Source organism: Sphingomonas adhaesiva (genome assembly GCF_036946125.1).
GTDB lineage: Bacteria > Pseudomonadota > Alphaproteobacteria > Sphingomonadales > Sphingomonadaceae > Sphingomonas > Sphingomonas adhaesiva_A.
Genome location: NZ_JAQIJT010000001.1, coordinates 897,414 through 924,369 on the forward strand (window position 1 = coordinate 897,414; position 26,956 = coordinate 924,369).

A 26,956-nucleotide genomic window follows, 5' to 3' on the forward strand; every position below is an offset into this window, starting at 1 on the left:
GATCGAGGCGCTGTTCCCCGATGCCGAGACCACGGGCACGGTGACGGTCCGCGTCTCGGTCAGCTATCTGCCCGAACAGTCGGAGCCGGCGCGCGGGCGCTGGTTCTGGGCCTATCATATCCGCATCGAGAACGAGGGCGCGGGCGCGGTGCAGCTGCTGACGCGGCACTGGATCATCACCGACGGGCGCGGCGCGCGCCATACGGTGGAGGGCGAGGGCGTGGTCGGCGAGCAGCCGCTGATCGCGCCGGGCGCCAGCTACGATTACGTGTCCGGCTGCCCGCTGGCGACGCCGACCGGATCGATGCAGGGCAGCTATCGCATGATCGCGCAGGACGGGCGGACGTTCGACGTGGCGATCCCGAAGTTCGCGCTGACCGCCCCCGCGGGGGTCCAGTGAAGCGGACGCACCTGCCGCTCAACGGGCTGCGCGTGCTGGATGCCGCCGCGCGCCACCTGTCGTTCACGCGCGCCGCGGACGAGCTGGCGGTGACGCCCGCGGCGGTCGGGCAGCAGATCCGCGCGCTGGAGGATACGCTGGGCGTCGTCCTGTTCCGCCGCACGACGAAGGGGCTGGAGCTGACGCCGGAGGGCGAGGCGGGGCTGGCGCCGCTCAGGCAGGGGTTCCTGGAATTCGAGGAAGCCGTGCGCGCGATGCAGGCGGGGCAATCGTCCAAGTCGCTGACGATCGCGGCGCCGCGCGACGTGATCGAGAAGTGGCTGCTGCCGCGGCTGGCGGAAGTGTCGGCGAGGGACGGCGACGTCCGCTTCGCGCTGGTGACCGCGGACGAGGCGATCGATTTCACCGAGGCGAACCTGGATCTCGCGATCCGCTGGGGCGAGGGGCCGGGCGGGATCGAGGGCGAGGCGATCGAGAGCGAGGGGTTGGTCACGGTCGAGCGCCCCGGCGGCGGGGCGGATACCGTCATCCTGTGGCCGGGCGCGCCCGGTGCGGACGCCGCCGCGTTGATCCGGGTGGGCGATGCCGGGCTGGCGATCGATGCCGCCGCCGCCGGACTGGGACGCGCGACGGTGCCCGAACTGCTCGCCGCGCGCGACGTGGCCGAGGGGCGCGTTGCGGTGCTGGGCACGCCGGCGCCGTCGCGGCTGGGATACTGGCTGGTCGCGCCGACCCCGCAGTGGCGCCAGAAGAAGGTGCAGGCGCTGGTCGAGGCGCTGGCGGGGTAGGGGATGGTGGTCCCGCCGTCATGCCGGGGCGGTCCCGGCATCCGGGGCGCGGCGCGCCTTCCGAGCGTTGGGTGCGCGGAACCCTGGACCCCGGGACGAGCCCGGGGTGACGGGGCGGGCGTGGCGCTGTCAGGTCGTCACCCCGGCCCCTTCGACGAAGCTCAGGACGGGCTTGAGCCGGGGTCCCGCTTTCCTCGCGACCCCGGAGAAGAAGCGGGACCCCGGCTCAGGGCCGGGGTGACGGGGTGTGTCGAGTGACGCTCCTGCCCCTCATCACGCGCGTGCAGGCGTGGGCGGAAACGCCCGGCGCGAAGCGGCTGGGCCGGGTCGCTCGCGCGCTCTTCTTCGTCGCGATCATCGCGATCCTGCTGCTTCAGCTGCGCGCGATCGGCTGGGCCGAGGTGCTGCGGTCGCTGCCGGCGAATCCGTGGTTCTACATCCTGTTCTTCGTCAATTTCATGGTGCTGCCGGTCAGCGAGCTGCCGATCTTCCGCCTGCTGCTGGGGCAGCGGATCCCCGGCGCGCTGCCGGTGATGATCCGCAAGCGCATCGTGAACGCGGTGCTGGTCGACTATTCGGGCGATTTCTACCTCTACAGCTGGGCGAAATCGCGGCTGGGGATCGATTCGCGCACGCTGCTGCTGGCGGTGAAGGACAATGCGATCCTGTCGTCGCTGGCGGGCGCGGCGGCGGCGGGGGCGCTGATCGTCACCTTCATCGCGCGCGCGCCGACGGGGCGGATCGCGTCGTGGCTCGATTCGAGCTGGGGAGTGCTGATCGCGGTGGTGCTGGCGGGCAGCCTGACGCTGCCGCTGCTGCTGCGCTTCCGCCACGCGATCCTGTCGGTCAGCGGGCGCGTCGCGGGGCAGGTGTTCGGCATCCATGTCGCGCGCACCGTCATCAACCTGACGATCCAGGTGGTGCAGTGGGTGATCGTGCTGCCCGGCGAGCATTGGACGACCTGGCTGAGCTTTCTGACGGCGCAGCTGGTGATCGCGCGGCTGCCGTTCATCCCCAACCGCGACCTGCTGTTCATGGCGGCGGGGTTGCAGATGAGCGGCGGGCTGACGGTGCCGCGCGATGCGATGGCGGGGCTGCTGGTGGCGGGGGCGGCGCTGACGCAGGGGACCAACCTGATCCTGTTCCTGCTGACCGCGCTATGGATGACGCCGCCGCCCGCAGTCGAAAACGACCCGTCGCTTGATCCCGATCAACCTGTTCGCGCGGAACCCTGAGGCGGTTCGCCGATTGGGGCGCGCATGACCGACAGCAATCGCGCCAGCGCCTATCCGCTCCTCGCCGTTCCCCACATCCAGCTGCACGGCACCGTGGACGGCGCGATGTACGACAATTTCAAGGCGCAGCTCGCCGCCGCGCCCGGCGACGGGCCGGTGGTGGTGTCGATCACCACGCTGGGCGGCGACCCGGAAATGGCGCGCGCGATGGGCGATTCGATCCGGCTGCTGCGCGAATATACGGGGCGCGAGGCGCTGTTCCTGGGGAAGGTCGCGGTCTATTCCGCGGGGGCCACGTTCATGTCCGCCTTCCCCGCCGACAAGCGCTTCCTGACCAAGAATTCGCGCATCATGATCCACGAGCGGATCATGAACTCGACCATCACGCTGTCGGGCCCGCTCAACACGCTGTCGCCGCTGCTGATGGCGAAGCTGCACGAGATCGAGGATTCGATCCGCATCCAGGAGGAAGGCTTCGCCGCGCTCGTCGAGGGGACGCAGGTGACGCTGGAGGAGCTGAAGGAGCGCGCGCCCAAGAACTGGTATATCGAGGCGGAAGAAGCGCGGCGGCTGGGGCTAGTGCTGGATATCATCTGAGGCCGCGCTCGCCATGACGAGCGATCAGGCGAACGCCGGGGCCTGGCGCAGCTGCTGGTAGGCGGCGATGACCTTCGTCAGCTTCGCCTCGTGGCTGCGGTCGCCGCCGTTGCGGTCCGGGTGATAGCGACGCACCAGTTCCGAATAGCGCTTGCGCAGCGCGCCGCGGTCGGCGTCGGCGGGAAGGCCGAGGACGTCGAGGCTGCGGCGGTCCTCGCCCGACAGTGGTTTGCCATCTGTGCGCTCGGGCGCGTGGGTGCGGCGGAAGCGCGCCCCGATCGCGTCGAGCGGGTCGGCGTAATCGGCCCAGCGCGGGCCGGCATCGCCCATGCCGGCGCGGGCGAAGGCACGGGTCTCGCGCTCCCAGCCGGCCATCGGGCGCTGCGCGTGGTGGATCTCCTCCGCGCTCATGCCGTCGAAGTAATTGTACCCCGCGTTGAACGCGCGGACATGCTCCAGGCAGAAGAAGCGGAAGCGCGGGCGCGCTTCGCCGTCGCCCGGCCCCTCGAGCGGGGGGGCGCGGAATTCGCCGGCCTCCTGGCAGCCGGGGTGCGCACAGGGCTGGCCGGTGTCTTCCATCCGGCCGTGGAAGCGCGTGTGCGGGCGATCCTTGCTAACTGCCACTTTTCGACCGTCATCCTTGCGTCAATTCGCCTATATGGGGCGGATGACCGATACCGCTACCGGGCCCGTCGCGGCCGAGATCGCCGCCCGCCTCACCGCCGCGCTGTCGCCGACGCGGCTGGAGGTCGTCAACGAAAGCGCGCAGCACCGCGGGCATATGGGCGACGACGGCAGCGGGGAGAGCCATTTCCGCGTCGTGGTGGAAAGCGCGGCGTTCGTGGGGCGCTCGCGGGTGGACCGCCAGCGGCTGGTGAACCGCGCGCTGGCGGACCTGCTCGCGCAGAAGGTGCATGCGCTGGCGATCGTGGCGCGCGCGCCGGGGGAGTGAGCGTCGCGCGTCGGCCGCCTGCTTTCGCGGGAATGACGGTGAGGATCAGAAGCGGGTCCTATCTTGTTCCCCCCGCCGCGGCAGCGCCGCCAGCGCGGGGAGGACGAACAGCGTCAGCAGCGTGGCCGACAGCAGCCCGCCGATGACGACGGTGGCGAGCGGCTTCTGCACCTCCGCGCCGGCGCCGTGGCCGAGCGCCATCGGCACGAAGCCGAGGCTGGCGACCAGCGCGGTCATCGCCACCGGGCGCAGGCGCTGGAGCGCGCCGGTGCGCGCCGCGGTGACGCGGTCGAGCCCCGAACGCATCAGGTCGCGGATCGAGGAGATCATCACCAGCCCGTTGAGCACCGCGATCCCCGACAGCGCGATGAACCCGACCGCGGCGGAGATGGAAAAGTCCATGCCGCGCAGCGCCAGCGCCAGCACGCCGCCGACCAGCGCGAGCGGCACGCCGGTGAAGACGATTGCGGCATCGCGCACCGAACGCAACGCGCCGTAGAGCAGCAGCAGGATCAGCCCGAGGCAGGCGGGGACGACGAACTGCAACCGCGTCCGCGCCGATGCGAGATTCTCGAACTGGCCGCCCCATTCCAGATAGCTGCCCGGCGGCAGGCGGACGTCGCGCGCCACCGCGGCCTGCGCGTCCGCGACCACGCTGCCGACGTCGCGTCCGCGGACATTGGCCTGGACCACGATACGGCGCTTGCCGTTCTCGCGCCCGATCTGGTTGGGCCCGTCGACGATGCGGATGTCGGCGACGCCCGCCAGCGGCACGAACGCGCCCGAGGGGGTGGGCACCTGCACCCGGCGCAGCAGGTCGAGGTCGGCGCGCTCGCCCTCCGACAGGCGCAGCACGACGGGGAAGCGGCGGTCGCCCTCGAAGATGATGCCCGCCTCGCGCCCGCCGACGGTCGCGCTGACGGTGTCCTGCACGTCCTGCGCGGTGACGCCGAGCCGCGCCATCGCGTCGCGGTTGACGCGGATGTCGAGCATCGGCAGCCCCTCGGTCTGCTCCACCTTCACATCCACCGCACCCGGCGTGCGGCGCAGGATCGCGGCGATCCGCTCCGCGGTCTGCCCCATCGTGGCGAAGTCGTCGCCGAAGACCTTCACCGCGACGTCGCCGCGCACCCCCGCGATCAGCTCGTTGAAGCGCATCTGGATCGGCTGCGTGATCTCGTAGGCGTTGCCGGGGATCGCGGCCAGCTTGCCCTCGATCCGCTCGACCAGTGCCGCCTTCGACAGCGACGGGTCGGGCCATTGGTCGCGCGGCTTCAGGATGACGAACATGTCGGTGGCGTTGGGCGGCATCGGGTCCGACGCCAGTTCGGCGGTGCCGGTCTTGGAGAAGATGAAGCGCACCTCCGGCTGGCGCGCCATCAGGCGCTCGATCGGCACCTGCATCGCCTGGCTCTGGCGCACCGACGTGCCCGGAATGCGCAGCGCCTGGATCAGCAGGTCGCCCTCGTCCAGCTGCGGCACGAACACCTGGCCCAGCGACAGGAAGGCGGGGACGGCGAGGACGACGCCCGCGATCCCCGCAGCGACGGTCGCCTTCGGCCGCGCGATGGCGCGGGTCAGGCCGGGTTCGTAGCGGCGCTTCAGCCACGCGACGATGCGGCCGTCCTTTTCCTCCACCGGCTTCGTCAGCAGGCAGGCGATCATCGCGGGGACGAAGGTGATCGAGAGCACGAAGGCGAAGGCGAGCGCGATGATGACGGTCAGCGCCATCGGTACGAACGTCCGCCCCTCGACGCCGGTCAGCGTCAGCAGCGGGATATAGACGAGGATGATGATCGCCTGTCCGTAGACGCTGGGGCGGATCATCTCGCGCGCGGCCGAAGTGATGGTGGCGAGCCGTTCGCCCTGGTCGGGCGCACGCCCCTCGCGGTGGCGGAAGTCGGCGAGGCGGCGCAGCGCATTCTCGACGATGATGACCGCGCCGTCGACGATCAGCCCGAAGTCGAGCGCGCCGAGGCTCATCAGGTTGGCCGACACGCCCGCGTGGAGCATCCCGAACCCGGTCAGCAGCATCGTCACCGGGATCACCAGCGCCGCGATCAGCGCCGCGCGGAAGTTGCCGAGCAGCGCGAAGAGCACGGCGATGACGAGCAGCGCGCCTTCGGTCAGGTTGCGCGCGACCGTGCGGATGGTCGCGTTGACGAGGTCGGTGCGGTCCAGCACCGGCTGTACCACCACGTCGGGCGGCAGCGAGGCGTTGATCGACGCCAGCCGGTCGGCGACCGCGGTGGCGACGGTGCGGCTGTTCTCGCCGATGCGCATGATCGCGGTGCCGACGACGACCTCGGTCCCGTTCTCCGACGCGGAGCCCATGCGGATCGCCTGCCCCGTGCGGACGCTGGCGACCTGATCGAGCGTGACGGGAACCCCCTCGCGCGTGGCGACGACGGTGCGCGCCAGCTCGTCGGCGTTGCGGATCAGCGCGTCGGAGCGGACCGCCAGCCCCTCGCCGTTGCGCTCCACCACGCCGCCGCCGATGCTGCTGTTGTTGCGCTCCAGCGCGGTGGCGACGTCGGTGAGCGTGAGGCGCATCGCTGCCAGCCGCGCGACGTCGGGGACGACCAGATATTGCTTGGCATAGCCACCGATCGAATCGATCCCCGCCAGGCCGGGCGTGTTCTTGAGGAGCGGCGTGACGATCCAGTCCTGCGCGGTGCGCAGGTACGTCGCCTTGTCCTCCTCGGTCGTCAGCCGCTCGCCCTCGGGCGTGATGTAGCTGCCGTCGGGCTGCATGCCGGGCTCGCCGGGCATGTGGCGGTCGTCGGCGCGGTGGTCGAGCCGGACGGTCCACATATAGACCTCGCCCAGTCCGGTCGCGATCGGGCCCATTTCGGGCTGGACGCCCGCCGGCAGGCTTTCCGCCGCCTGCGCCAGCCGCTCGCCGACCTGCTGGCGCGCGAAATAGACGTCGGTCGAATCGTCGAACACCGCGGTCACCTGCGCGAAGCCGTTGCGGCTGAGCGAGCGGGTGTGATCGAGCCCGGGGATGCCCGCGAGCGCGGTCTCGATCGGGAAGGATACCTGCTTCTCGACCAGTTCGGGCGACAGCGCGGGCGCGCGGACGTTGATCTGCACCTGGTTGTTGGTGATGTCGGGCACCGCGTCGATCGGCAGCCGGTAGAGCGCGAACGCGCCGATGACGGCGGCGACCGCAGTGAGCGCGAGGACGAGCCGGCGCTGCGCGACCGCCCAGGTCACGATCCGTGCGATCATGGCTCAATGATCCTCGTGCGTCGCTTCGCCCTTGCCGAGTTCGGCCTTCAGGGTGAAGCTGTTGACGGTGGCGATCTGCTCGCGCCCGGTCAGACCGGTGCGCACGATCATGCTGTCGCCCGCGGTATCGCCGATCGTGACGGGGACGGTGCGGAAGCCGGCGGGCGTGCGGACGAAGACGACGCGGCGACCCTCGATCGACTGGACCGCGGTCAGCGGCACGCGGATCGTGCCCGCGGCATCACCGCCGGCGAGCCGGATCGCGGCGGTCACCGCCTCGCCGATGCGCCACGCGCCGGCGCGGTTGTCGAGCGTGGCGATGGCGGGGACGAGCCGCGTCTGTTCGTCGAGCGCGGGGGAGACGAAGCCGACCCGCGCGGTCGCCTGCCGTCCCGGCGCGCGGACGGTGACGGTCGCCCCCGGCGGCACGCGGCCGGCATCGGCGGGCTGGAGGTTGAGCGCGACCGATACGCTGCCGAGCGCGGCGATGCGGTAGAGCTCGGCATCGGGGGCGACGCTCTGCCCCAGAACCGCGGTGCGCGCGATGACGCGGCCGGCGATGGGCGCCGCGATGGCGAGGCGGTTGAACCCGACCGCGCCGCCGGTGCCGGCGGCGGCGACCTGCCCCTGCGCCTGGCGCAGCGCGATGCGCGCCTCGGCCGCGGCGGTGCGCGCGGCGATCAGGTCCTGCTCCGGGGTGACGCGCTCAGCGAACAGGCGCTGCTCGCGCGCCAGCGTGGACTGCGCGAGCGACAGGCGCGCGCGCGCGGCGGCGACCTCTCCGTTCAGCTGTGCGGCCTCGCGGCTTTCGATCACCGCCAGCGTCTGGCCACGGGTGACGGCCTCGCCCAGGTTGCGGGTGAGCGCGACGACGCGCCCGCCGGTGCTGGCGGACACGACCTGCGTCGCGGCGGGATCGCCCTCGATGACCGCGGGGACCTCGATCGTCGCGGCGCCGCCGACGGTGGGGCGCTCCAGCTTGATCCCGGCGGCGGCGATCTGTTCGGCGCTCAGTGTTACGGTGTCCTCGTCGTGATGCTCGCCGGCCTCGTCCTGATGTTCGGCGCTCCGGTTCGCCTGATCGGCGGCGCCGCAGCCCGCCAGCAGGAGGAGCGCGGCGGCGGCGGTGATGGATCGGATCGTCATGGGTCAGTTTCCCTCCGGGGCGGGCGCGGTCAGGCGCTGGAGCCGGGCGTGGGCGAGGCGATAGGCGGCGAGCGCGTCGATCGCGGCGAGGCGGGTCTCGGCGAGGGTGCGTTCGGCATCGAGCAGGTCGAGCTGCGCGAACTTCCCCTCGCGGTAGCCGATGCGCGCGATCCGCGCCGCTTCCTGCGCGGCGGCAAGCGCCGGGCCGCTGGCGGTGCGTGCGGTGACGGCGGCATTGTCCGCCTCCGCCTGCGCATCGGTGATCGCCTGTTCGACGTCGAGGCGGGTGGCGCGGCGCTCCGCGTCGGCGCGGGTGCGCTCGGCCGCGGCCTGTTCGACCGCGCGGCGGCCGGTGTCGAAGACGGGAATCGGGATCGCGACGCTGATGACCGCGGCGGTGTCGCCCGTCTGCGACAGGCGGCGCAGCGCGGGGCCGATGGCGAGGTCGGGGACGCGCTGCGACCGGGCGAGGCGGACGCCGGCATCGGCGACCGCGAGCTCGGCGTCGGCGGCGGCGAGCGCCAGCGTGCGCTCGATCTCGATCGGGCGCGGCGGTCCGGCCGGGGGGAGGGTATCGAGCCAGGCGAGGTCGAGCGTCGCGGGATCGCGGCCGATGCGGCGCGCGAGATTCTGCGCGGCGGCCCGGGCGAGGCGGCGGGTACGCTCGACCTGCGCCTCCGCGTTGAGGCGTGCCACCTCGGCGCGCTGGCGTTCGAGCGGGCTGGCGCGACCCGCCTCGACGCGCAGCCCGGCGACGCGCGCGGCGTCGGCGGCGATGCGCAGCTGGTCGGTCGCGATCATGGCGCGGCGTTCGGCGGCGACCGCCTCGACGAAGAGCTGCGTCACCTGCTGGCGGATGTCGGCGCCGGCGATGGCGGCTTGCAGGCGCGAGCGCAGCAGCGCGGCATCGGCGGCGGCGACGCGGGCGCCGCGCTTGCCGCCCAGTTCGAGCGGGATCGAGATGCCGATGGTCGTCTCCGCGCTGCGCAGGCCGGCATACGCCCCGCTGCCGGCGATATTCTCGACCTGCGCCTGGAATTGCGGGTTGGGGCGCAGGGCGGCGACGTCGCGCGCGGCCTGCGCCGCGGCGAGCGCGGCGGTGGCGGCATCGGCGGCGGGGGCGGCGGCGCCCGCCGCGACGAGCGCCTGGTCCAACGTCAACGAGGTGGGCGTCAGCTGGGCGGATACCGGCGTCGCGAGGACGCAGGACGCAGCGGCCGTGACGGCCGCGACGAAGGACTTCATGGCAATGGATCTCCTGACGACGGACGTCAGGGCGCGATCGCGCGCCCCGGCGGGTCGTCAGGCTCGTGGAGGGCGCGGCGTGATCGTGGCGCGGGTGCCGTCCAGTCGCGCGACGCGATCGGGTTCGGCGCAGGCCCCGGCGGCGCCCTGCATGGGGCCGGCCGCGGCGTGGACGGGCGCGCCCGCGTCATGGCCATGGCATCCGCCGTGATGATGCGCGACGCCCGAATCGGCATCCGCCGGCACCTCGTCGCCATCGCCGTCGCTGTGGACCCAGAAGCTGACCCCGCCCAGCGTACCGCCCGCCGCCTCCGCCGCATGCGCCGCCCCGGCCAGCCCCGTCAGGAGCAGCATGAGGCACGCCAGATAGGGCAGCAGGATGCGCATCATGGCTGGCGCGTATCACGGGCGGCGGCGGGCGTCACCCCGTCAGCTGCGCCTCGCTGCGGTGGCACAGCACGACATTGCCGGTGCTGAGCGCGCGCAGCGGCGGGGGCGCGGTGTCGCACCGGCCGGCGATCGCGACGGGGCAGCGCGGCAGGAAGCGGCACAGCTCCGACGTCATCGCCGCATCGGCGAAGGGCATGGCGGCGCGCTGCGTCTCGTCCGCCAGCCAGCCGCGGCGCATCTCCGGCACGGAGGCGATCAACAGGTCGGTGTAGGGATGGTAGGGAGCCGCATCGTAGGTGGCGCTGGCGCCGCTTTCGACGCGCGTGCCCTTGTAGAGGACGACGATCTCGTCGCACAGCGCCTTCACCGTCGCGATGTCGTGGCTGATGAACAGGTACGCCAGCCCCAGGTCGCGGCGCAGGTCGGCGAGCAGGTCGAGGATCGCGCCGCGGACCACCGTGTCGAGCGCGGAGGTGACCTCGTCGCACAGGATCACTTCCGGATCGGCGGCGAGCGCGCGCGCGAGGTTCACGCGCTGCTTCTGCCCGCCCGACAGTTCGTCGCAGCGGCGGTGCATCGCGGTGGCGGGCAGGCGGGTGAGGTCGAGCAGCTCGCCGACGCGGCGGTCGATGTCCGCACCGCGCATCCCGTGGTAGAAGCGCAGCACGCGGCCCAGGATGTCGCGGACGCTGTGCGCGGGATTGAGCGCGACGTCGGCGTTCTGGAAGACGATCTGGACGCGGCGCAGCTGTTCGCGGGTGCGGCCGGCGATGGTCGGGGCCAGTTCCTCGCCGTCGAGGACGACGCGGCCCGCGGTCGGCGCCAGCAGCCCGGCGACGACTCGCGCGACGGTCGACTTGCCCGATCCCGACTCCCCGATCACGCCCACCGCCGCGCCGCGCGCGATGGTGAGGCCGACGTCGCTGAGCACCGGATGGGCCGGGCGCCCGGCGCGATCGACCGGGCCGTAGCCGGCGAAGACGCCGTCGATCGTCAGCAGCGACGTGTCGCCGGGCACCGGCTTCGCGGAGGCGACGACGGGGTGCGCCGCCGCCATCAGCATCCGGGTATAGTCGTCCGCCGGGGTCGCGATCAGCGTCCCGGCGCGGTTCTGCTCGCATACCCGGCCGCGTTGCAGGACGAGGATATGGTCCGCGACCTGCGCGACGACGGCGAGGTCGTGCGAGACATAGACGCCGGTCGAGCCTTCCTCGCGGAAGACGCGGCGGAAGGCCTGCAACACCTCGACCTGCGTCGTCACGTCCAGCGCGGTGGTCGGCTCGTCGAAGATGACGAGATCGGGTTTGGTGACGAGCGCCATCGCCGCCATCAGCCGCTGGAGCTGCCCGCCCGACAGTTCGTGCGGATAGCGCTCGCCGATCGTCTCGGGCGTGGGGAGCGCCAGCGCGCGGAACAGCGCGACCGCGCGCTCGCGCGCCGCCGCGGCGGTGGCGGTACGGTGGATCAGCGCGGGCTCGATCACCTGGTCAATGATGCGGCGCGACGGGTTGAACGCGGCGGCGGCGCTCTGCGCGACATAGGCGATGCGGTGGCCGCGCTGCTGCGCCAGGCCGGGGCTGCCGTCCAGCGTGGCGTCGCCGACGCGGACATGGCCGGAGATCGCCGCGCCGCCGCGGGCATAGCCCATCAGCGACAAAGCGATGGTCGTCTTGCCCGAGCCGGACTCGCCGATCAGCGCCAGTACCTCGCCCCGCGGGATCGCGAAGGACACGTCGTCGACGATGCGCAGCGGCCGGCCCTCCGGCCCGCGCACGGTGACGCACAGGCCCTGTACGTCCACATGCGGTGGCGCGGTCATCGCACCTTCCCCTGCGTCGCGGCGTCGATCAGCAGGTTGACGCCGACCGTCAGGCTGGCGATCGCGACCGCGGGGACCATGATCGCGGGCGCGCCCTCGCCCAGGCCCGACACGTTCTCGCGCACCAGCGACCCCAGATCGGCGTCGGGCGGCTGGAGCCCGAGGCCGAGGAAGCTGAGCCCGGAGAGCAGCAGCACGACGAAGACGAAGCGGAGGCCGATGTCGGCGAGCAGCGGGCGGATCATGTTGGGCAGCATCTCCACCAGGGCGAGGTGGATGCGCCCCTCACCGCGGGCACGGGCGACCTCGACATAGTCGAGCTTCGTCAGGCCCACGGCCAGCGAGCGCGCGATGCGGAAGTTGCCGGGGACGTAGGTGATCGCGACGATCAGCGTCAGCAGCACCAGCGACGAGCCGAAGGCGGCGACCAGCACCAGCGCGAAGATCTTGCTGGGGATCGAGATCAGCGTGTCCATCGCGCGCGCCAGCAGCTCGTCGAGCCAGCGCGGGCCGACCGCGGCGGTGAGCGCGAGGCCGGTGCCGAGCGACCCGGCGATCGCCACCGCGACCGCCGACAGCCCCACCGTGAAGCGCGCGCCCATCAGCAGCCGGCTGAGCACGTCGCGCCCCAGAAAGTCGCTCCCGAACCAGAAGCGCCCGCTCATCGGCGCGAACACCTCCTCGCTGACGAAGGCGCCGGGGGAATAGGGGGCGAGCAGCGGGCCCAGCAGCGCCGCGAGAATCCAGAAGGTGACGAGCGCCAGCCCGACTTTCCCCCGACAGCGGCAGCGCGGCGGCGGCGCGCAGGAGTTTCGCCGGGCTCATCCGTGGCGCAGTCGCGGGTTGGCGAGGATCGCGATCGTGTCGGCGATCAGCACGAGCAGCAGGTAGGTCGCGCAGAAGATCATCGCGCACGCCTGCAGCAGCGGCATGTCGCGCGAGGTGACGGCATTGACCATCAGGCTGGCGAGGCCGGGATAGCTGAAGATCGTCTCCACGATGATCGCGCCTCCGAACAGGTTGGACAGGCTGAGCGCCATCGCGTTGACGATGGGGCCGACCGCATTGGGCAGGACGTGGCGGACGATCAGCCGGGCCGGCCGGACGCCCTTCAGCCGCGCCATCTCGACATAGGGGCGGTCGAGCTCGGCGATGATCGCGGCGCGGATCATGCGGCTCAGCTGCGCGATGACGCCGATCCCCCAGCACCAGCACCGGCATGGCATAGGCGCGCGCGAACGCCGCCGGGGTGGGGTCCTGCGGCACCAAAGTGATCGCGGGCAGCCACAGCAGCTTCACCGACAGGATCAGCACCGCGATGGTCGCGATCAGAAACTCGGGCAGCGCGACCATCGACAGCGTCAGGACGTTGAGCGCGCGGTCCAGCTTGCTGCCGCGGCGGATCGCGGCGGAAATGCCGATCAGGAAGGCGAACGGCACCGCGAACAGCGCGGAGAGCGCGGCCAGCGTCAGCGTGTTGGGCAGGCGTTCGGAGATGATCTCCGCCACCGGCTTGTTGGCGACGATCGAGGTGCCTGGATCGCCCGCGACGATCGCGCCGAGCCAGCGGACGTAGCGGACCGGCCCGGGCCGATCCAACCCCATTTCGTGGCGCAGCGCCGCGACCTGGTCCGGGGTGGCGCCCTGTCCCAGCACCTCCTGCGCGGCATCGCCGGGCAACAGCCCGCTGATCGTGAAGATGACGACCGAGACGAGCAGCAGGGTGAGCAGCGCCAGGGCGACGCGCTTCGCGATCAGCCGCGCGGCGCCGCCGAGGGCGGGGCGCGGGGCGGTGGCGCCGCTCATGCGTCCCACCATACGTACTCGCCGAAGGTATAGGCCATCAGCCCCCCCCAGCGGGATCGACGAAAGCCCCTTCAGCCGGCGGTCGTAGCCGTCGAGCAGGCTGATGAAGACGGGAATGCCGACCGCGCCCCTGTGATGGACCAGCGACTGCATCTCGCCGTAGATCGCCTTGCGCCGCGCGGCGTCGGTGGTGGCGCGCGCCTCCAGCAGCCACCTGTCGAAGCGCGCATTCTTCCACCCCGCCTCGTTCATCGAGGCATCCGACTGGAAGAACAGGCTGAACATCAGGTCGGTGGTCGGGCGCTGGTTGGTATTGCCCACGGTCAGCGGGTGCTTCATCCAGTGCGTCGCCCAATAGCCGTCGGCGGGCACGCGGTTGACCGCCAGGTTGAGGCCGATCCGCGCGCCATATTCCTGCAGGATCGAGCCCATGTCGATCGACCCGTTGGCGGCCGGCGAGACGTAGATCGGGATGCGCGTGCCCATGAGGCCGGCGCGGCGCAGGTGGAACTTCGCGCGATCCAGGTCGAACGGGCGCTGCGGGATCGACGGGTTGTAATGGGGGTCGACGGGCGAGATCGGCTGGTCGTTGGCGACGGTGGCGAAGCCGCGGTACAGCGCGCGCTTCATCAGCTCGCGGTCGAGCAGGTATTTCATCGCGAGCACGAAATCGGGATTGCCCGTGGTCGGGTGATCCTGCCGCATGATGATGTCGGTGTAGAGACCCGATTTCGTCTCCATCACCGCATGGGCGGGCGAGGAGCGGACGCGCTTGACCGAGCCGGGATTGACCGCGAGCACCGCCTGCACGTCGCCCGACAGGAGCGCGTTGACGCGCGACAGCTCGTCGGGGATCGCGATCAGCTCGATCTCCGCCAGATAGGGGCGGCCGGGCTTCCAGTAGTTCGGATTGCGGCGCACGACGGTGCGGATGCCGGGGGCGAAGGCGGCGAGCATGAACGGGCCGGTGCCGTTGGCGACCCTGAAGTCGCGGCGCCCGTGCTCGACGATCAGGAAGTTGGAGCCCGCCAGGATGACCGGCAGGTCGGGATTGGGGCCGGTCAGCCGCAGCTCGACCTCATGCGGGCCGGTGCGGCGCGCGCTCGCGAACTGCTCGGCGACCGCCTTCACCTTGGACCCGGTCGCGGGATCGCGGTGGCGCATCAGCGAATGGACGACGTCGTCCGGCGACAGCGCCTTGCCGTCGTGGAAATGCACCCCGCGGCGCAGCCGGATGCGCCAGGTGACGTTGTCGCGCGTCGCGATCGATTCGGCGAGGCCCGGGCGCGCGCGCAGCTGCCCGTCATATTGCGTCAGCCCGCTGTACAGCATGTAATGCCGCATATAGTCGAGCGCGGTATTGCCCTTGGCCGGGTCCAGCGTGTCGGCGGTCGAGGAGGTGATGCCCGCCACGCGGATGCGGCCGCCGATGCGCGGGGTGCGGCCGATCGCCTCGGCGCTACCCGTCGCCAGCCCCACCGCCAGCCCGCCGAGCAGGGTACGTCGGGAGATGTCGCTGGATAACGTCTCGATCATCGCGGCTCCCTCATCGCGTGAACCCTAGCGGGTTATGCCGCACGTCCCTGCCAATTCGCACGCCGGATGCGGAAGAGTGCCGCATTTGCGGGGGCGTGCCGCGGCATATCGTGCGGCACGCCGGCCCTCAGCGAACGAGGTCCTGATATTTGTAATAGGCGCCGACGAACGGCAGGAACCACGGCGTGCCGAAATAGCCCGGCACCGCCTTCCACTCGCCGCGATCGGCCAGCGGGTTGAGGTCGGCGCGACCGTCCAGCACCTCCGCCATGATCGACCCCATATAGGTCGCCATCTGCGTCCCGTGCCCGCTGTAGCCCATCGAATAGAACACCCCGTCGCGCTCGCCCGCGCGCGGCAGCCGGTCCTGCGTCATGTCGACGAGGCCACCCCAGCAATAATCGATCCGCGTATCGGCCAGCTCCGGGAAAACCGCGATCATCGACTGGCGCAGGATCGCGCCGCTCTTCGCATCGGAGCGCGGATCGGTCGACGAGGAGAAGCGGGCGCGTCCGCCGAACAGCAGGCGGTTGCCCGGCAGCGTGCGGAAATAGGTGACGAAATTGCGCGTGTCGGTAGTGTTGCGGCGGTGCGGGGTCAGCCGGTCGAGCGTCTCCTGCGGCAGCGGCTCGGTGGCGATCAGGAACGCGCCCACCGGCACCAGACGGCGGCGGAACCAGCCGAGCGGGCCGACGCGCGACGTGCCGGTGGCGAGCAGCACCTGATTGGCGCGAACGCTGCCGTGCGGGGTCGATACCTCGTGCACCGTACCGCTGATGCGCTTCAGCCGGGTGAGCGGATTGTTCTGGTAGATGCGCGCGCCGTGACGGGCGGCGGCCCCGGCCAGGCCCTGCCCGTACTCGCCCATGTGCATGCTGGCGCTGCGCGGGTACAGCATCCCGCCGAAATAGCGGTCGGAGCCGATCTCCGCGCGCATCCCGGCGCGCGGGATCATCCGCGTGTCGGGGTCCGGGCCCGCCGCCAGCAGCGCCTGCGAGCGCGCGATCCTGTCGTAATGTTCGGGCTTGGCGGCGACCTTCAGCTTGCCGACGCGGTGGAAGTGACAGTCGATGCCCTCCTCCGTCACGATCGATTCGACCTTGTCGACCGCGGCGTTGAACGCCTGGTACAGCGTGGCGGCACGCTCCGCGCCGATCGCGCCGACCATGCCGGCGTAATCCTGGGCGAAGCCGTTGTTGCACATGCCGCCGTTGCGCCCCGACGCCTGGCCCGCGACCCGGTCCGCCTCCAGCAGGACGACGCTGGCGCCCTTCTTCGCCAGCGCCAGCGCGGCGGACAGTCCGGTGAAGCCGCCGCCGACGATCGCGACGTCGCACGTCCCCTCCGGCCCGCCGGGTGCCGCACCGGCGAAGGGCGTCGCGGTGTCGAGCCAATAGGAGTGCATCTTCATGGGATCAGCCCTTCTGACCGGGGGCGGCCGCGATCGCGTCGATCTCGACCAGATAGCCGTAGTGGAGCTCGGGCACCGGAACGACGGTGCGCGCGGGGCGATGGTCACCCATCACCTCGGCATAGATCGCGTCGAAACGCGGCCAGTTGTCGACGCCGACGATATAGGCGGTGACCTTCGCGATCCCCTCCCGCCCCGCGCCGCCGGCCTTTACCGCGGCGAGCATGTTGGCGAGCGCCTGGCGCACCTGATCTTCGAACGGCAGGTCGGCGGTGTGCGAGCCGTCGGGGCGGATGCCGAGCTGGCCGGCGGTGAAGATCAGCCCGCCGGCCCGCGCGACATGGCTGTAATGGCCGCCGGGGCGGGCGAGATCGGTCGTCGTCGTCATCGTCACCATCCCCGGATGCGCGGCAGGACCGCGGCGACGCCCGTGCCGGCGGCGTCGAGCACGTGGTAGCGATCGTGCTGGGCGCTGGTGGCGCAGGCGTGGTTGGGCAGAACGCGGACGCGCGTGCCGACGGGCAGGTCGGGCAGCGCCGCCCCGCTGCCGGGGCGCACGGTCAGGATGCCGTGTTCCTGGCTGGCGTCGCCGACGATCAGGTCGGGATAGGGCGTGCCGTCGAGCGCGCAGACGAGGCCATAACCCTGATCGACCGGATGCTTCGCGGTGCCGCGGTCGCGCGACATCGCCATCCAGCCGGCGTCGGTCAGGATCCAGCCCTTGTCCACGCGGTGCCCGATGACGGTCGCGAGCACCGACACCGCGATATCGTCCACCGCGCACACGCCGATGCCGTGCATGACCAGGTCGAAGAACATGAACACCCCCGCGCGCACCTCGGTCACGCCGGTCAGATCGCGCGCGAAATGCGCGGTCGGGGTGGAGCCGACGCTGACCACGGGGCAGGCATGGCCGCCGGCGCGCAGCAGCCCGGCGGCAGCGACCGCGGCGGCGCGCTCGGCCTCCGCCATCTCGGGCAGGCCGACGCCGCCGCGCGCGTTGTAGGATTCGCCGGCATGGGTCAGCACGCCGCGAAGGGCGACGCCGCCCGCGGCCAGTACGTCGGCGATGGCGACGATCGTGCGGTCGTCGGGGAGCAGCCCGCCGCGGTGCCCGTCGCAGTCGATCTCGATCAGAACGCCCGGCATCGCCGCGCCGTCCGCGGCGGCATCGGCCAGTGCCCGCGCCTGTTCGACCGAGTCGATCAGCACGTCGAGCGCGACGCCGCGCGCGACCAGCGCACGGGCGCGGGCGATCCTATCGGGCGACAGCCCGACGGCGTAGGTGATGTCGGTGATGCCGCCATCGGCGAAATATTCGGCCTCCGCCAGCGTCGAGACGGTGATCGCGCCGCCGCCCTGCGGGAATAGGCGGCGGGCGAGGTCGATCGACTTGGCGGTCTTCACGTGCGGGCGCAGCGTCACGTCCAGCGGGGCGAGGTGCGCGCGCAGCCGCGCCACGTTGCGGTCGAACCGGCCGAGGTCGAGCAGCAGCGCGGGGGTTTCCAGGTCCGCCAGCGCAACGGCGGCGGCGGGGGCGGCGGTGTCGGGTCGGGTCGGGGTGTCGAGCATCGACGGGGTCCTTCGCTCTTCAGCCGAGCGACTGGTTCGACAGCGCGTAGAGGCGGGCGTCGCGACCGGGGGGCGGCGGCGTGCCGCGAACCATCGCCACCGCATCGTCGACATGCGGCAGGCCTAGCGACTCCAGCCACGGCGACAGCCCGGTCGAGACGGCGGTGTCGATCCGGACGAAGATGCCGATATGCGCCCGGGCGAGCGCCGCGATCAGCGCACGGGCGACGTCGGCATCGGATGCCGCGACCGGGCCGACCACCACTCCGCGGCCCCAGGTGCGGACGGCGCCGTAGCCGATCACGCGGCCGCCGCGCTCCGCCACCACCACATCCGCGGTCGGCAGCAACGCGCCGAGCAGCGCGCCGCGCTCCATTCCCGCCGCATCGCGGTCGAGCGCGTGGATCGCGGACAGGTCGTCGGCGGTCGCCGCGCGCACGGTCGCATCGACGGCGACGGGGGCGGGCGCGGCGGTCAGCACCGCCTGATGCTGGTGGATGGTGTCGACCTCGACAAAGCCCAGCCGTTCGTACAGCGCGCGCCCGGCGACGGTCGAGGCGAGGAACAGCGAGCGTGTCCCCGTGTCGGCCAGCATCGCGTCCATCATCGCCGCGCCGATGCCGCGCCGCTGCGCTTCCTGGGCGACGACGATCATCCCCAGGGAGGCGTAATCCTCGCCATACGGCCACCAGAAGGCGGTGCCGGCGAGGCAATCGTCCAGCTCGACCGCATAGCCGCGCCCCAGCCGGTGCGCGAACGCCCAGTCCTCCAGCCGGTAGGGCCAGCGCAGCGCCCGGGTCAGCGCAAGGCCCTGCGGCAGGTGGTCGTCGCGGAACGCGGTGATCGCCACGGAGGGGGCGAGCATGGCCATCAGAAATACTTCAGCCAGGCGATGTCGCGGCGGCGGCGCTTCAGCCGCGAGAACCACGCGGTCGGGAAGTAGAGCGGCACGATCAGCGCGACGTACCAGACCAGGATCCAGTTGTAATTGTCGACGCCGATGAACGAACCGTGGTTGGGGCCCCAGATCGCCAGCGCGCTGTGATAGAAGATGCGCAGGACGGCGAGGTGGAAGATGTAGAAGAACATCGGCGCGCCGCCGAACACCGCCAGCGCGCCGATCAGCTTCGACGCGTTGATCCGCTCGAACAGCGCCAGCAGCAGGAGGCCGCCGCCCAGCGTCGGCATCAGGAACAGCAGCGACGCCGGATATTTGGTCAGCGAAATGAAGCTCAGGACGGTGCGGACGGGGTCGCCCTCCACCACGAACCACGGCTTGTCGCCGTAGACGTTGAGCAGGCGCAGCGCGACGAACCCGACGAGGATCGACACGCCCAGCGTCACCAGCCGGCGCTGGCGCACCGCCGGATCCCGATCCGGGCGGAACCACGGGCCGATGCCGAAGCCGAGCATCATCACCCCCAGCCACGGCATGATCGGATAGGTCGTCTTCGCGACGAAGCCGAACGGCAGCGCGAACGTGTCGCGCTGGTGGATCATCGCCCACAGCGGGAAGAGCGGATCCTGCGCGGTCAGCCGGATCGGGTCGAGCAGGTTGTGCAGGCACACCAGCGCGAGGCCGATGCCGATCAGCACGGGGCGCGGCAGGTGGCGCAGCGCCGCCAGCGCGATCATGCACAGGCCGATGCACCAGATCACCTGCAACCAGAAGGTCGGCTGCGGCACGATTCCCCAATAGAGCGGGGAGAGCAGGAACAGCTCCATCGCCATCAGGATCAACCCGCGCTTCACGAGGAAGGCGGTGGTTTCCTCGGACGAATGGCTGATGCTGAACATATAGGCGCCCAGCCCGGTCAGCGCGACGAAGATGGGCGCGCAGAAGCTGGCGGCGAAGCGGGCGAAGCCGAGCGCGGGGATGATCGTGCGCGCGTCGACCGGATCGAGGACGGTGTAATAGACGAACCACGTCTCGCGCAGGTGGTCCAGCAGCATGAGCACCATCACGAACCCGCGCAGCGCATCGATGTTCTGCAACCGGACGCGTGCGACCGGCGTTTCGCGCGGCGGTGCGATCCCGATCGGGATCGATCCCGCGGCGATCGATGCACTCCCACCCATAAGGTCCCCCCTTCGGTTCACCAACGACGATCATCTTGATCGCATCGAACTGGCACCATGTATCGACTTTTCACGGGATCGTGCGTCGCGATGCCGTGTCTTCCATAGGTCACGGGATAAGATTCCGCTTCCTCGGGCCGCTGCCGGCCGTTTGCGGAGCGGCGGCACCTGCGGGCGGCATGATCCGCGCTGGCCGTGGCGGGAAACGGCATCATCGACCCGCGGGCGGGGAGTCTTCGAAAGGGTCTTTCGATCGGCTGGGCTAGACCGGAGTACGCAAGAGCGAGGCCGATGGCGGCCGATCCAGCGGGGGTGGCGATGCACGTCGACGGCATGTCATGCGTCTATATCGACGGGCGGTGGGACGAGCGCGCGGACGCGCAGCGGCTGCCCGTGGTGGACCCCGCGACCGGCGCGACGATCGGCGCGGTGGCGGCCGGCACCGCCGGGGACGTCGATCTGGCGGTCACGGCGGCGCGGCGCGCGTTCGACGCCTTCTCGCAGACGCCGGTGGCGGAACGGCTCGCGCTGCTGACGCGGATGCTGGACCTGCTGGAGGCGCGCGCCGAGACCTTCGCGCAGGCGCTGTCGATCGAGATGGGGGCGCCGATCGCGTTCGCGCGCGCGTCGCAGGTGCCCTTCGCGATCGCGCACGTGCGCGCCGCGATCGAGGTGCTGGAGCGCTATGCCTTCACCCGCGAGGAGGCCGGCTATGCGGTGGTGAAGGAGCCGATCGGCGTCTGCGCGCTCATCACGCCGTGGAACTGGCCGCTGTATCAGATCACCGCGAAGGTGGCGCCGGCGATCGCGGCGGGGTGCACCGTCGTGCTCAAGCCCAGCGAGCTGTCGCCGCTCAGCGCGCTGCTCTTCGCGCAGCTGATGCACGATGCGGGGACCCCGGCGGGCGTGTTCAATCTGGTCAACGGTACCGGCGAGGTGGTGGGTGCGGGCCTGTCGGCGCACCCGCAGGTCGACATGATCTCGATCACCGGGTCGACCCGCGCGGGCGTGCTGGTGGCGCAGGCGGGGGCGGTCACGGTCAAGCGGGTGGTGCAGGAACTGGGCGGCAAGTCGCCCAACGTCTTCCTGGACGATGCCGATTTCGCGACGGCCGTCGCGAAGGGCGTCCAGTCGGGGATGCGCAACACCGGCCAGTCGTGCAGCGCACCGACGCGGATGCTGGTCCCGGTGCATCGGCTGGCGGAGGTCGAGGCGCTGGCCAAGGCGGCGGCCGAGGCCTTCGTGCTCGGCGATCCGCGCGACGAGGCGACGACGATGGGGCCGATCGCCAACGCCGCGCAGCATGGCCGCGTGCTGGCGATGATCGCCGCGGGCGAAGCGGACGGGGCCCGGATGATCTGCGGCGGCGCGTCGCCGCCCGCGGGGCTGGAGCACGGCTTCTTCGTGCGTCCGACGATCTTCTCCGGCGTGACCCCGGACATGCGGATCGCGCGCGAGGAGATCTTCGGCCCCGTGCTGTGCATCATGCCGTATGCGGACGAGGAGGAGGCGATCCGGATCGCCAACGACACCCCCTACGGCCTGGGCGGGCACGTCCAGTCTGGCGACCGGGAGCGCGCGCGGCGCGTCGCCCGCCGCATCCGCACCGGACAGGTCCTCATCAACTATCCCGCCTGGACCGCGCACGCGCCCTTCGGCGGTTACAAGACCTCGGGCAACGGACGCGAATACGGCGTCCACGGGTTCGAGGAATATCTCGAGACCAAGGCCATCCTCGGTTACTGATCTTCTGCTCGTTCGGAGTTTCCGCTCATGCCGCCTCTCGACCGCCTCACTTCGTCGCCGGTGCTGCCGGCGTCCGCGGACGTCGTCGTCGTCGGCGGCGGGATCGTCGGCTGCTTCACCGCCTATTACCTCGCCCGGCGCGGGATGACGGTCGCGCTGGTCGAGAAGGGGATCGTCGGCGGCGAGCAGTCGAGCCGCAACTGGGGCTGGTGCCGCCAGCAGAACCGCGACGCGCGCGAACTGCCGATGGCGCGCGCGGCGATCGACCTGTGGGAGGCATTCGGGCGCGAGACGGGCGAGCAGACCGGGTTCCACCGCTGCGGCCTCGTCTATCTCAGCAACAACCAGGAAGAGATCGACACCTGGGCCAGCTGGGGCAGTTTCGCGAAGAGCGAGGGCGTCGAGACGTACATGCTGTCCGCAGCCGACACGCTGGAGAAGGGCCGCGCGACCGGGCGGCAGTGGAAGGGCGGCGTCTATTCGCCGACCGACGGCTCCGCCGATCCGTCGATCGCCGCGCCCGCGGTGGCGCGCGCGATCATGAAGCTGGGCGGCACCGTGATGCAGAATTGCGCGGTGCGCGGGCTGGAATTGCAGGGCGGGCGCGTCGCGGGCGTGGTCACAGAAAGCGGGACGATCCGCACCACCAACGTCGTGCTGGCGAACGGCGCCTGGGCCTCGTCCTTCTGCCATCAATATGGCGTCCGCTTCCCGCAGGCGTCGATCCGGCAGACCGCTTTGCAGGTCGGTGCGGGCGACAACAGCGCGATCCCGGCCGCGCTCTACACGTCCGACGGCCATGCCAACGTCGCGATGACGCGGCGGTCGAACGGCCATTATGCGCTCGCGATCAGCGGCGCGGCCTGCGTCGACCCGACGCCGCAGTTCCTGCGCTTCTCCGCGCAGTTCATGCCGATGTTCCTGAAGCGCTGGCGCAAGCTGAAGATCGGCGGGCTGCAGGGCGTGACCTCCGGCCACGAGACGCTGTCGAAGTGGCGGCTGGACCGCGAGACGCCGATGGAGCGGATGCGGATACTGGACCCGACGCCCGATGCCGCCTCGGTCAGGAAAACGCACAGGCGCGCCGTCGACCTCGTTCCCGAACTGGGGTCGCGCCCGATCGTCGCCAGCTGGGCGGGCTTCGTCGACAGCACGCCGGACGGCGTTCCGGGGATCGGCGCGCTCGACGCCATACCGGGCGTGATCCTGGCGGCGGGGTTCAGCGGGCACGGGTTCGGCATCGGCCCCGGTGCGGGCCATCTGATCGCCGATCTCGTCAGCGGCGCCGCGCCGATCGTCGATCCCAAGCCCTATCATCCGGATCGTTTCCAGTCGTCGGCATGGGGCAAGGTCGCCGAATTCTAGGGGGTCTTGATCGCCTGCGCCATCGCCGGCCACGCCCGCCGGCCTTGACGAAGGCGGGCGGCGTGTGGTTTCGCCCCGTCCGGAATAGCCGGGGGGCAGCAGCGATCGAACGGCCGGGCGATGACGAGCGGGTGCCGACCCGGCTGGTGGCGCGACAGGTCAGCGAGCTGCTGTCCGCGCGCGGCCGGCGCTGGGGCGCGTTGCTCGGCGTCGGCCCGCTGACCGCGTTCATTCATGCCGTCATCATCAGCGCGGGGATGCAGCATCTGCCGTATCGCCGCGACGACGGCGAATGGCTGCCGATCGGCGGGGCCGGAGTCGGGGCCGAAGCCCGAGAGAGGCTGGCCCGGCCGGTCAGCGGCAGCGCGATCGCGCATTCGATGGGCATCCCGCTCACCACCGTGCGCCGCCACGCCGCCGATCTGGTCGCCGCGGGGCTGGTCGAGCGGCATGCACGGGGCTTCGTGGTGACCGATGCCTTTCGTCGAGATCCGCGGCTGCTGGCCTTCGCGGAGGCGGACGTCGCCGATCTGTCCCGCATGATCGAGGCCCTGGCGCAGGCGGGATATGCACCCGCACGGTCATGGTCGCCGTGGGTGTTCGACATCGTGCCGGCGGGCGTGGTCGAACGGGCGATCCAGACGTTCGCGCTGCGCGTGCTGGAGACGTTCACGACGAACTACGACGGCTTCCTGCCCGGCGGGATCGTCGCGGCGATCGTGGCGGCGAACGTCCGTGCGATCACGGCCGACCCGGGGCTGGCGGCGCGCTACGGAACGGACGACTCGCCGCCGCCCGACGATTTGCGCAAGCCGGTATCGGTGCGGGCGCTGGCGCAGGAACTGGACATCCCGTTCGAGACGGTGCGCCGCCGCGTCGCCGCGCTGGAGGAGGCGGGAGTGGTGCTCCGCGGCGCGCGCGGGGTGATCGTGCCGGGGCGGATGCTGCGGACGCCCGAGCATCTGGCCAACAACCGCCGGATCACGGCGCATTTCGACCAGTTGCTCGGCACGCTGGCGGCGCTCGCGCGGCCCGCGGCACGCGTGGCGTGATGGAGACCGCGACGATCGGCGGGCGGCGGACGCTGTTCGTGATGGCGACCGAGCACGAATACGGCCCGCAGCTGCGCGCCCGGTGCCGCCCGCTGGTCACGGGCGTGGGCCCGATCGAGGCGGCGATCGGGACGACCGCGTGCCTGGCGGCCTGCGCCGCGGCGGGCGGGCTGCCGGAGCGGATCGTATCGCTGGGGTCGGCGGGCTCGCGGCGGTGCACGCTGGGGCAGGTCTATCAGGTGGAAAGCGTCTCGTGGCGCGACATGGACGCCTCCGCGCTGGGTTTCGAACGCGGGGTGACGCCGTTTTGCGATCATCCGGCGCGCATTTCGCTGCCCACGCCACTACCGAACGTGCCGGTCGCGACGCTGTCGACGGGCGCCGACATCGTCTCGGGCACGCGCTACGACGCGATCCACGCCGATCTGGTCGATATGGAAACCTTTGCGGTGGTGCGCGCGGCGTCCCGGTTCGCGGTGCCGGTGATCGGGCTGCGCGGCGTGTCGGACGGGCCGGACGCGATCGCGGGGCTGTCGGACTGGACCGCGCTGCTCGGCGTGCTGGACGCGCGGCTGGCGCAGGCGGTGGACGCGCTGTCGCGGGTCTAGGCCTGGCGTCTTGACGGTGCGCGGGGTGCGGCCCACGCTGCGCGCCATGACCATGCTTGCCCGCCTCGCGCTCCTGCCGCTCGCTCTCGCCGCCACCCGCGCCCCGCCGCTGGCGGCGCAGCAGACGCCGACGATGCTCGACGAGCGGGTGAAGCAATATGACTGGGTCCGCCCGCAGGCGGATTTCGTGCGGCGCACGGTGATGATCCCGATGCGCGACGGGACGAAGCTGTACACCGTCATCGTCTTCCGGAAGGGCACGACCGACGCGCCGATCCTGCTGACGCGCACGCCGTACGATGCCGATGCGAGCACCAGTCGCAAGCGCAGCCAGAAGCTGAGCGAGATCGTCCGCGTCGGCGACGTCCCCTTCGTCGAGGACGGCTACATCCGCGTCTATCAGGACGTGCGCGGGCAGCATCATTCGGAAGGCGACTATGTCATGAACCGGCCGCTGCGCGGGCCGCTCAACCCGACGAAGGTCGACCACGCCACCGACGCCTACGACACGATCGACTGGCTGGTGAAGAACGTGAAGGAGAGCAACGGGCGCGTCGGCGTGACCGGCGTGTCCTATGACGGCTTCACCACGCTGATGGCGATGATCGATCCGCACCCGGCGCTGAAGGCGGCGGTGCCGTCCAGCCCGATGGTCGACGGCTGGATCGGGGACGACTGGTTCCACAACGGCGCGTTCCGCACCTTCGGCTTCGACTACGACCTGGAGCAGACGGTGGGGAAGGGCGCGGGCGAGGTGCCCAAGGGGACGGGCGACGATTATGCCGCCTATCTCGCCGCCGGGTCCGCCTACGACTATGCCCATGCCTACGGGCTGACCGCGCTGCCGGTGGTGCGCAAGGTGCTGGAGCGTCCGGCCTACGATGCGTGGTGGCAGGGGCAGGCGGTCGACAAGCTGCTGGCGGCGCGGACGCTGACGGTGCCGACGATGCTGGTCGTCGGGCAGTGGGACCAGGAGGACAGCTATGGCGCGCCCGCGGTGTATCGCGCGCTGATGGGATCGGGGCGGCCGAACGCGCCGGTCAGCCTGGTGATCGGGCCGTGGTTCCACGGACAGAACATGAGCGACGGCCGGCAACTCGGCGCGCTGAAGTTCGAGGGCGATACGGGCCGGCAGTTCCGCGACCGGCTGATGAAGCCGTTCCTCGATTGCCGGCTGAAGACGGTGGCGCCGCCGCCGTGCGCGCCCGCCGGCGTCTTCACCTATGCCACCGGCGCGGATCGGTGGGAGACGTCGGCGACGTGGCCGGCAGGCACGCCGACGCCGCTGTACCTGGCGGGCGGCGCGACGCTGTCGTGGACGAAGCCCGCGGCGGGGAGCGACAGCTACGTCTCCGACCCCGCCAAGCCGGTGCCGATGCTGCCGCGACCGATCAAGCTGTCGGGCGACGAATGGCGCACGTGGCTGGTGCGCGACCAGCGCTTCGTCGACGGGCGCCCCGACGTGCTGAGCTACACCACCCCGGTGCTGAACAGGGCCGTGCATATCAAGGGCGCGCCGCGGGTCGACCTGCACGCCGCGACGACCGGGCGCGACGGCGACTTCGTCGTCAAGCTGATCGACGTCTATCCCGAGGAATATGCCGCCGATCCGACGATGGCGGGGTATCAGCTGGGGGTGGGGATCGAGATTTTCCGCGGGCGTTACGTCAACGGTTTCGCCACCCCGGCGCCGCTGGAGCCGGGCAGGACCTATGCCTTCGGCTGGTCGCTGCCCAATGCGGACCATGTGTTCAAGCCGGGGCACCGCATCATGGTGCAGGTGCAATCGTCGCTGTTCCCGCTCTACGATCGCAATCCGCAGTCGTGGGTGCCCTCGATCATGGCGGCGAAGCCCGGGGATTACGTGAAGGCGACGCAGACGATCCGCTGGGGCGGGGATGCGGCAAGCGCGGTGTGGCTGCCGGTGGCGGCGGATTGATCCTTTCGTCACCCCGGGCATGACCCGGGGTCCCGC

At 71.3% G+C, this 26,956-nt stretch carries 23 protein-coding genes and 1 pseudogene; 10 read left to right on the forward strand and 14 right to left on the reverse strand.

All coding sequences use genetic code 11. The annotated features are described in order from the left end of the window. Position 1: 1 nt before the first annotated feature. The 4 genes from apaG to PGN23_RS04385 all read left to right on the forward strand — a co-directional run bounded on the left by apaG (position 2) and on the right by PGN23_RS04385 (position 3,020). A complete protein-coding gene (gene apaG / locus PGN23_RS04370; protein ID WP_335302079.1) occupies positions 2 to 400 on the forward strand; it encodes a Co2+/Mg2+ efflux protein ApaG in 399 nt (132 codons plus the stop codon). After that, the gene (locus tag PGN23_RS04375) at positions 397 to 1,188 is read left to right on the forward strand and encodes a LysR family transcriptional regulator (RefSeq protein ID WP_335301610.1); all 792 of its coding nucleotides are present in this window, start codon (positions 397 to 399) and stop codon (positions 1,186 to 1,188) included. The genes apaG and PGN23_RS04375 overlap by 4 nt, the downstream gene beginning before the upstream one ends. A 254-nt stretch (positions 1,189 to 1,442) precedes the next feature. Further along, a complete protein-coding gene (locus tag PGN23_RS04380; RefSeq protein ID WP_335301611.1) occupies positions 1,443 to 2,423 on the forward strand; it encodes a hypothetical protein in 981 nt (326 codons plus the stop codon). A gap of 24 nt (positions 2,424 to 2,447) precedes the next feature. Then, entirely contained in the window at positions 2,448 to 3,020 is a 573-nt protein-coding gene (locus PGN23_RS04385; protein ID WP_335301612.1) for a ClpP family protease, read from the forward strand. A gap of 24 nt (positions 3,021 to 3,044) precedes the next feature. Here PGN23_RS04385 and PGN23_RS04390 read toward each other — a convergent pair whose 3' ends face one another. Next, entirely contained in the window at positions 3,045 to 3,599 is a 555-nt protein-coding gene (locus tag PGN23_RS04390; RefSeq protein ID WP_335302080.1) for a J domain-containing protein, read from the reverse strand. An 88-nt stretch (positions 3,600 to 3,687) separates the two neighbouring features. On the opposite strand from PGN23_RS04390, the gene PGN23_RS04395 reads away from it, so the two are divergent. After that, positions 3,688 to 3,972, forward strand: coding sequence for a BolA family protein (locus tag PGN23_RS04395; RefSeq protein ID WP_335301613.1), 285 nt, complete (start codon positions 3,688 to 3,690; stop codon positions 3,970 to 3,972). A gap of 45 nt (positions 3,973 to 4,017) precedes the next feature. On the opposite strand, the gene PGN23_RS04400 is transcribed toward PGN23_RS04395, so the two are convergent. From PGN23_RS04400 to PGN23_RS04460, 13 genes and pseudogenes are all read right to left on the reverse strand, one after another. Then, on the reverse strand, positions 4,018 to 7,206 hold the full coding sequence (locus PGN23_RS04400; protein WP_335301614.1) for an efflux RND transporter permease subunit: 3,189 nt from the start codon (positions 7,204 to 7,206) through the stop codon (positions 4,018 to 4,020). A gap of 3 nt (positions 7,207 to 7,209) precedes the next feature. Next, the gene (locus PGN23_RS04405; protein WP_335301615.1) at positions 7,210 to 8,352 is read right to left on the reverse strand and encodes an efflux RND transporter periplasmic adaptor subunit; all 1,143 of its coding nucleotides are present in this window, start codon (positions 8,350 to 8,352) and stop codon (positions 7,210 to 7,212) included. 3 nt (positions 8,353 to 8,355) lie between these two features. Further along, the gene (locus tag PGN23_RS04410) at positions 8,356 to 9,597 is read right to left on the reverse strand and encodes a TolC family protein (protein ID WP_335301616.1); all 1,242 of its coding nucleotides are present in this window, start codon (positions 9,595 to 9,597) and stop codon (positions 8,356 to 8,358) included. Between the two features lie 57 nt (positions 9,598 to 9,654). Continuing rightward, positions 9,655 to 9,987, reverse strand: coding sequence for a hypothetical protein (locus PGN23_RS04415; RefSeq protein WP_335301617.1), 333 nt, complete (start codon positions 9,985 to 9,987; stop codon positions 9,655 to 9,657). A gap of 31 nt (positions 9,988 to 10,018) precedes the next feature. After that, positions 10,019 to 11,806, reverse strand: coding sequence for an ABC transporter ATP-binding protein (locus PGN23_RS04420; RefSeq protein WP_335301618.1), 1,788 nt, complete (start codon positions 11,804 to 11,806; stop codon positions 10,019 to 10,021). Continuing rightward, the gene (locus PGN23_RS04425; RefSeq protein ID WP_443019719.1) at positions 11,803 to 12,471 is read right to left on the reverse strand and encodes an ABC transporter permease; all 669 of its coding nucleotides are present in this window, start codon (positions 12,469 to 12,471) and stop codon (positions 11,803 to 11,805) included. Before PGN23_RS04425 ends, PGN23_RS04420 begins: the two co-directional genes overlap by 4 nt. Positions 12,472 to 12,627: 156 nt before the next feature. Continuing rightward, positions 12,628 to 13,032, reverse strand: a complete 405-nt coding sequence (locus tag PGN23_RS04430) for an ABC transporter permease (RefSeq protein ID WP_335302081.1) — start codon at positions 13,030 to 13,032, stop codon at positions 12,628 to 12,630. Positions 13,033 to 13,327: 295 nt separating this feature from the next. Next, positions 13,328 to 15,148, reverse strand: a pseudogene (locus tag PGN23_RS04435) (ABC transporter substrate-binding protein); the annotation flags it as partial. Between the two features lie 127 nt (positions 15,149 to 15,275). Beyond that, positions 15,276 to 16,559: an NAD(P)/FAD-dependent oxidoreductase gene (locus PGN23_RS04440; protein WP_335301620.1), complete on the reverse strand. Its 1,284-nt coding sequence runs from the start codon at positions 16,557 to 16,559 to the stop codon at positions 15,276 to 15,278. A 4-nt stretch (positions 16,560 to 16,563) separates the two neighbouring features. Beyond that, positions 16,564 to 16,947 (reverse strand): RidA family protein, encoded by a 384-nt coding sequence (locus tag PGN23_RS04445; protein WP_335301621.1) that lies wholly within the window; start codon positions 16,945 to 16,947, stop codon positions 16,564 to 16,566. 2 nt (positions 16,948 to 16,949) lie between these two features. Further along, on the reverse strand, positions 16,950 to 18,131 hold the full coding sequence (locus PGN23_RS04450; protein ID WP_335301622.1) for an alanine racemase: 1,182 nt from the start codon (positions 18,129 to 18,131) through the stop codon (positions 16,950 to 16,952). 19 nt (positions 18,132 to 18,150) lie between these two features. Next, the gene (locus PGN23_RS04455) at positions 18,151 to 19,002 is read right to left on the reverse strand and encodes a GNAT family N-acetyltransferase (RefSeq protein ID WP_335301623.1); all 852 of its coding nucleotides are present in this window, start codon (positions 19,000 to 19,002) and stop codon (positions 18,151 to 18,153) included. Next, positions 19,002 to 20,210: a DUF1624 domain-containing protein gene (locus PGN23_RS04460; protein ID WP_335301624.1), complete on the reverse strand. Its 1,209-nt coding sequence runs from the start codon at positions 20,208 to 20,210 to the stop codon at positions 19,002 to 19,004. The genes PGN23_RS04455 and PGN23_RS04460 overlap by 1 nt, the downstream gene beginning before the upstream one ends. A gap of 291 nt (positions 20,211 to 20,501) precedes the next feature. On the opposite strand from PGN23_RS04460, the gene PGN23_RS04465 reads away from it, so the two are divergent. The 5 genes from PGN23_RS04465 to PGN23_RS04485 all read left to right on the forward strand — a co-directional run bounded on the left by PGN23_RS04465 (position 20,502) and on the right by PGN23_RS04485 (position 26,920). Beyond that, the gene (locus PGN23_RS04465) at positions 20,502 to 21,956 is read left to right on the forward strand and encodes an aldehyde dehydrogenase family protein (protein ID WP_335301625.1); all 1,455 of its coding nucleotides are present in this window, start codon (positions 20,502 to 20,504) and stop codon (positions 21,954 to 21,956) included. 27 nt (positions 21,957 to 21,983) lie between these two features. Continuing rightward, complete coding sequence (locus tag PGN23_RS04470; protein WP_335301626.1) at positions 21,984 to 23,321, forward strand: NAD(P)/FAD-dependent oxidoreductase; 1,338 nt, start codon at positions 21,984 to 21,986, stop codon at positions 23,319 to 23,321. A 131-nt stretch (positions 23,322 to 23,452) separates the two neighbouring features. Next, complete coding sequence (locus PGN23_RS04475) at positions 23,453 to 24,373, forward strand: ArsR family transcriptional regulator (RefSeq protein WP_335301627.1); 921 nt, start codon at positions 23,453 to 23,455, stop codon at positions 24,371 to 24,373. Continuing rightward, positions 24,373 to 24,981 carry a 5'-methylthioadenosine/S-adenosylhomocysteine nucleosidase gene (locus PGN23_RS04480; protein ID WP_335301628.1) on the forward strand — a complete coding sequence of 203 codons (609 nt, stop codon included), beginning with the start codon at positions 24,373 to 24,375 and terminating at the stop codon, positions 24,979 to 24,981. The genes PGN23_RS04475 and PGN23_RS04480 overlap by 1 nt, the downstream gene beginning before the upstream one ends. A gap of 46 nt (positions 24,982 to 25,027) precedes the next feature. After that, a complete protein-coding gene (locus PGN23_RS04485) occupies positions 25,028 to 26,920 on the forward strand; it encodes a CocE/NonD family hydrolase (protein WP_335301629.1) in 1,893 nt (630 codons plus the stop codon). The last annotated feature ends 36 nt before the right edge of the window (positions 26,921 to 26,956 follow it).

What these genes read in the sequence shown, in the direction of transcription:
- PGN23_RS04485 (WP_335301629.1), top strand. Translation starts at nt 25,028, where the DNA reads ATGACCATGCTTGCCCGCCTCGCGCTCCTGCCGCTCGCTCTCGCCGCC.
- PGN23_RS04425 (WP_443019719.1), bottom strand. Translation starts at nt 12,471, where the DNA reads ATGAGCGGGCGCTTCTGGTTCGGGAGCGACTTTCTGGGGCGCGACGTG.
- PGN23_RS04465 (WP_335301625.1), top strand. Translation starts at nt 20,502, where the DNA reads ATGGCGGCCGATCCAGCGGGGGTGGCGATGCACGTCGACGGCATGTCA.
- PGN23_RS04405 (WP_335301615.1), bottom strand. Translation starts at nt 8,352, where the DNA reads ATGACGATCCGATCCATCACCGCCGCCGCCGCGCTCCTCCTGCTGGCG.
- PGN23_RS04385 (WP_335301612.1), top strand. Translation starts at nt 2,448, where the DNA reads ATGACCGACAGCAATCGCGCCAGCGCCTATCCGCTCCTCGCCGTTCCC.
- PGN23_RS04455 (WP_335301623.1), bottom strand. Translation starts at nt 19,002, where the DNA reads ATGGCCATGCTCGCCCCCTCCGTGGCGATCACCGCGTTCCGCGACGAC.
- PGN23_RS04430 (WP_335302081.1), bottom strand. Translation starts at nt 13,032, where the DNA reads ATGCCATGCCGGTGCTGGTGCTGGGGGATCGGCGTCATCGCGCAGCTG.
- PGN23_RS04450 (WP_335301622.1), bottom strand. Translation starts at nt 18,131, where the DNA reads ATGCTCGACACCCCGACCCGACCCGACACCGCCGCCCCCGCCGCCGCC.
- PGN23_RS04400 (WP_335301614.1), bottom strand. Translation starts at nt 7,206, where the DNA reads ATGATCGCACGGATCGTGACCTGGGCGGTCGCGCAGCGCCGGCTCGTC.
- PGN23_RS04460 (WP_335301624.1), bottom strand. Translation starts at nt 20,210, where the DNA reads ATGGGTGGGAGTGCATCGATCGCCGCGGGATCGATCCCGATCGGGATC.
- PGN23_RS04420 (WP_335301618.1), bottom strand. Translation starts at nt 11,806, where the DNA reads ATGACCGCGCCACCGCATGTGGACGTACAGGGCCTGTGCGTCACCGTG.
- PGN23_RS04470 (WP_335301626.1), top strand. Translation starts at nt 21,984, where the DNA reads ATGCCGCCTCTCGACCGCCTCACTTCGTCGCCGGTGCTGCCGGCGTCC.
- PGN23_RS04410 (WP_335301616.1), bottom strand. Translation starts at nt 9,597, where the DNA reads ATGAAGTCCTTCGTCGCGGCCGTCACGGCCGCTGCGTCCTGCGTCCTC.
- PGN23_RS04390 (WP_335302080.1), bottom strand. Translation starts at nt 3,599, where the DNA reads ATGGAAGACACCGGCCAGCCCTGTGCGCACCCCGGCTGCCAGGAGGCC.
- PGN23_RS04440 (WP_335301620.1), bottom strand. Translation starts at nt 16,559, where the DNA reads ATGAAGATGCACTCCTATTGGCTCGACACCGCGACGCCCTTCGCCGGT.
- PGN23_RS04395 (WP_335301613.1), top strand. Translation starts at nt 3,688, where the DNA reads ATGACCGATACCGCTACCGGGCCCGTCGCGGCCGAGATCGCCGCCCGC.
- PGN23_RS04480 (WP_335301628.1), top strand. Translation starts at nt 24,373, where the DNA reads ATGGAGACCGCGACGATCGGCGGGCGGCGGACGCTGTTCGTGATGGCG.
- PGN23_RS04415 (WP_335301617.1), bottom strand. Translation starts at nt 9,987, where the DNA reads ATGATGCGCATCCTGCTGCCCTATCTGGCGTGCCTCATGCTGCTCCTG.
- PGN23_RS04445 (WP_335301621.1), bottom strand. Translation starts at nt 16,947, where the DNA reads ATGACGACGACGACCGATCTCGCCCGCCCCGGCGGCCATTACAGCCAT.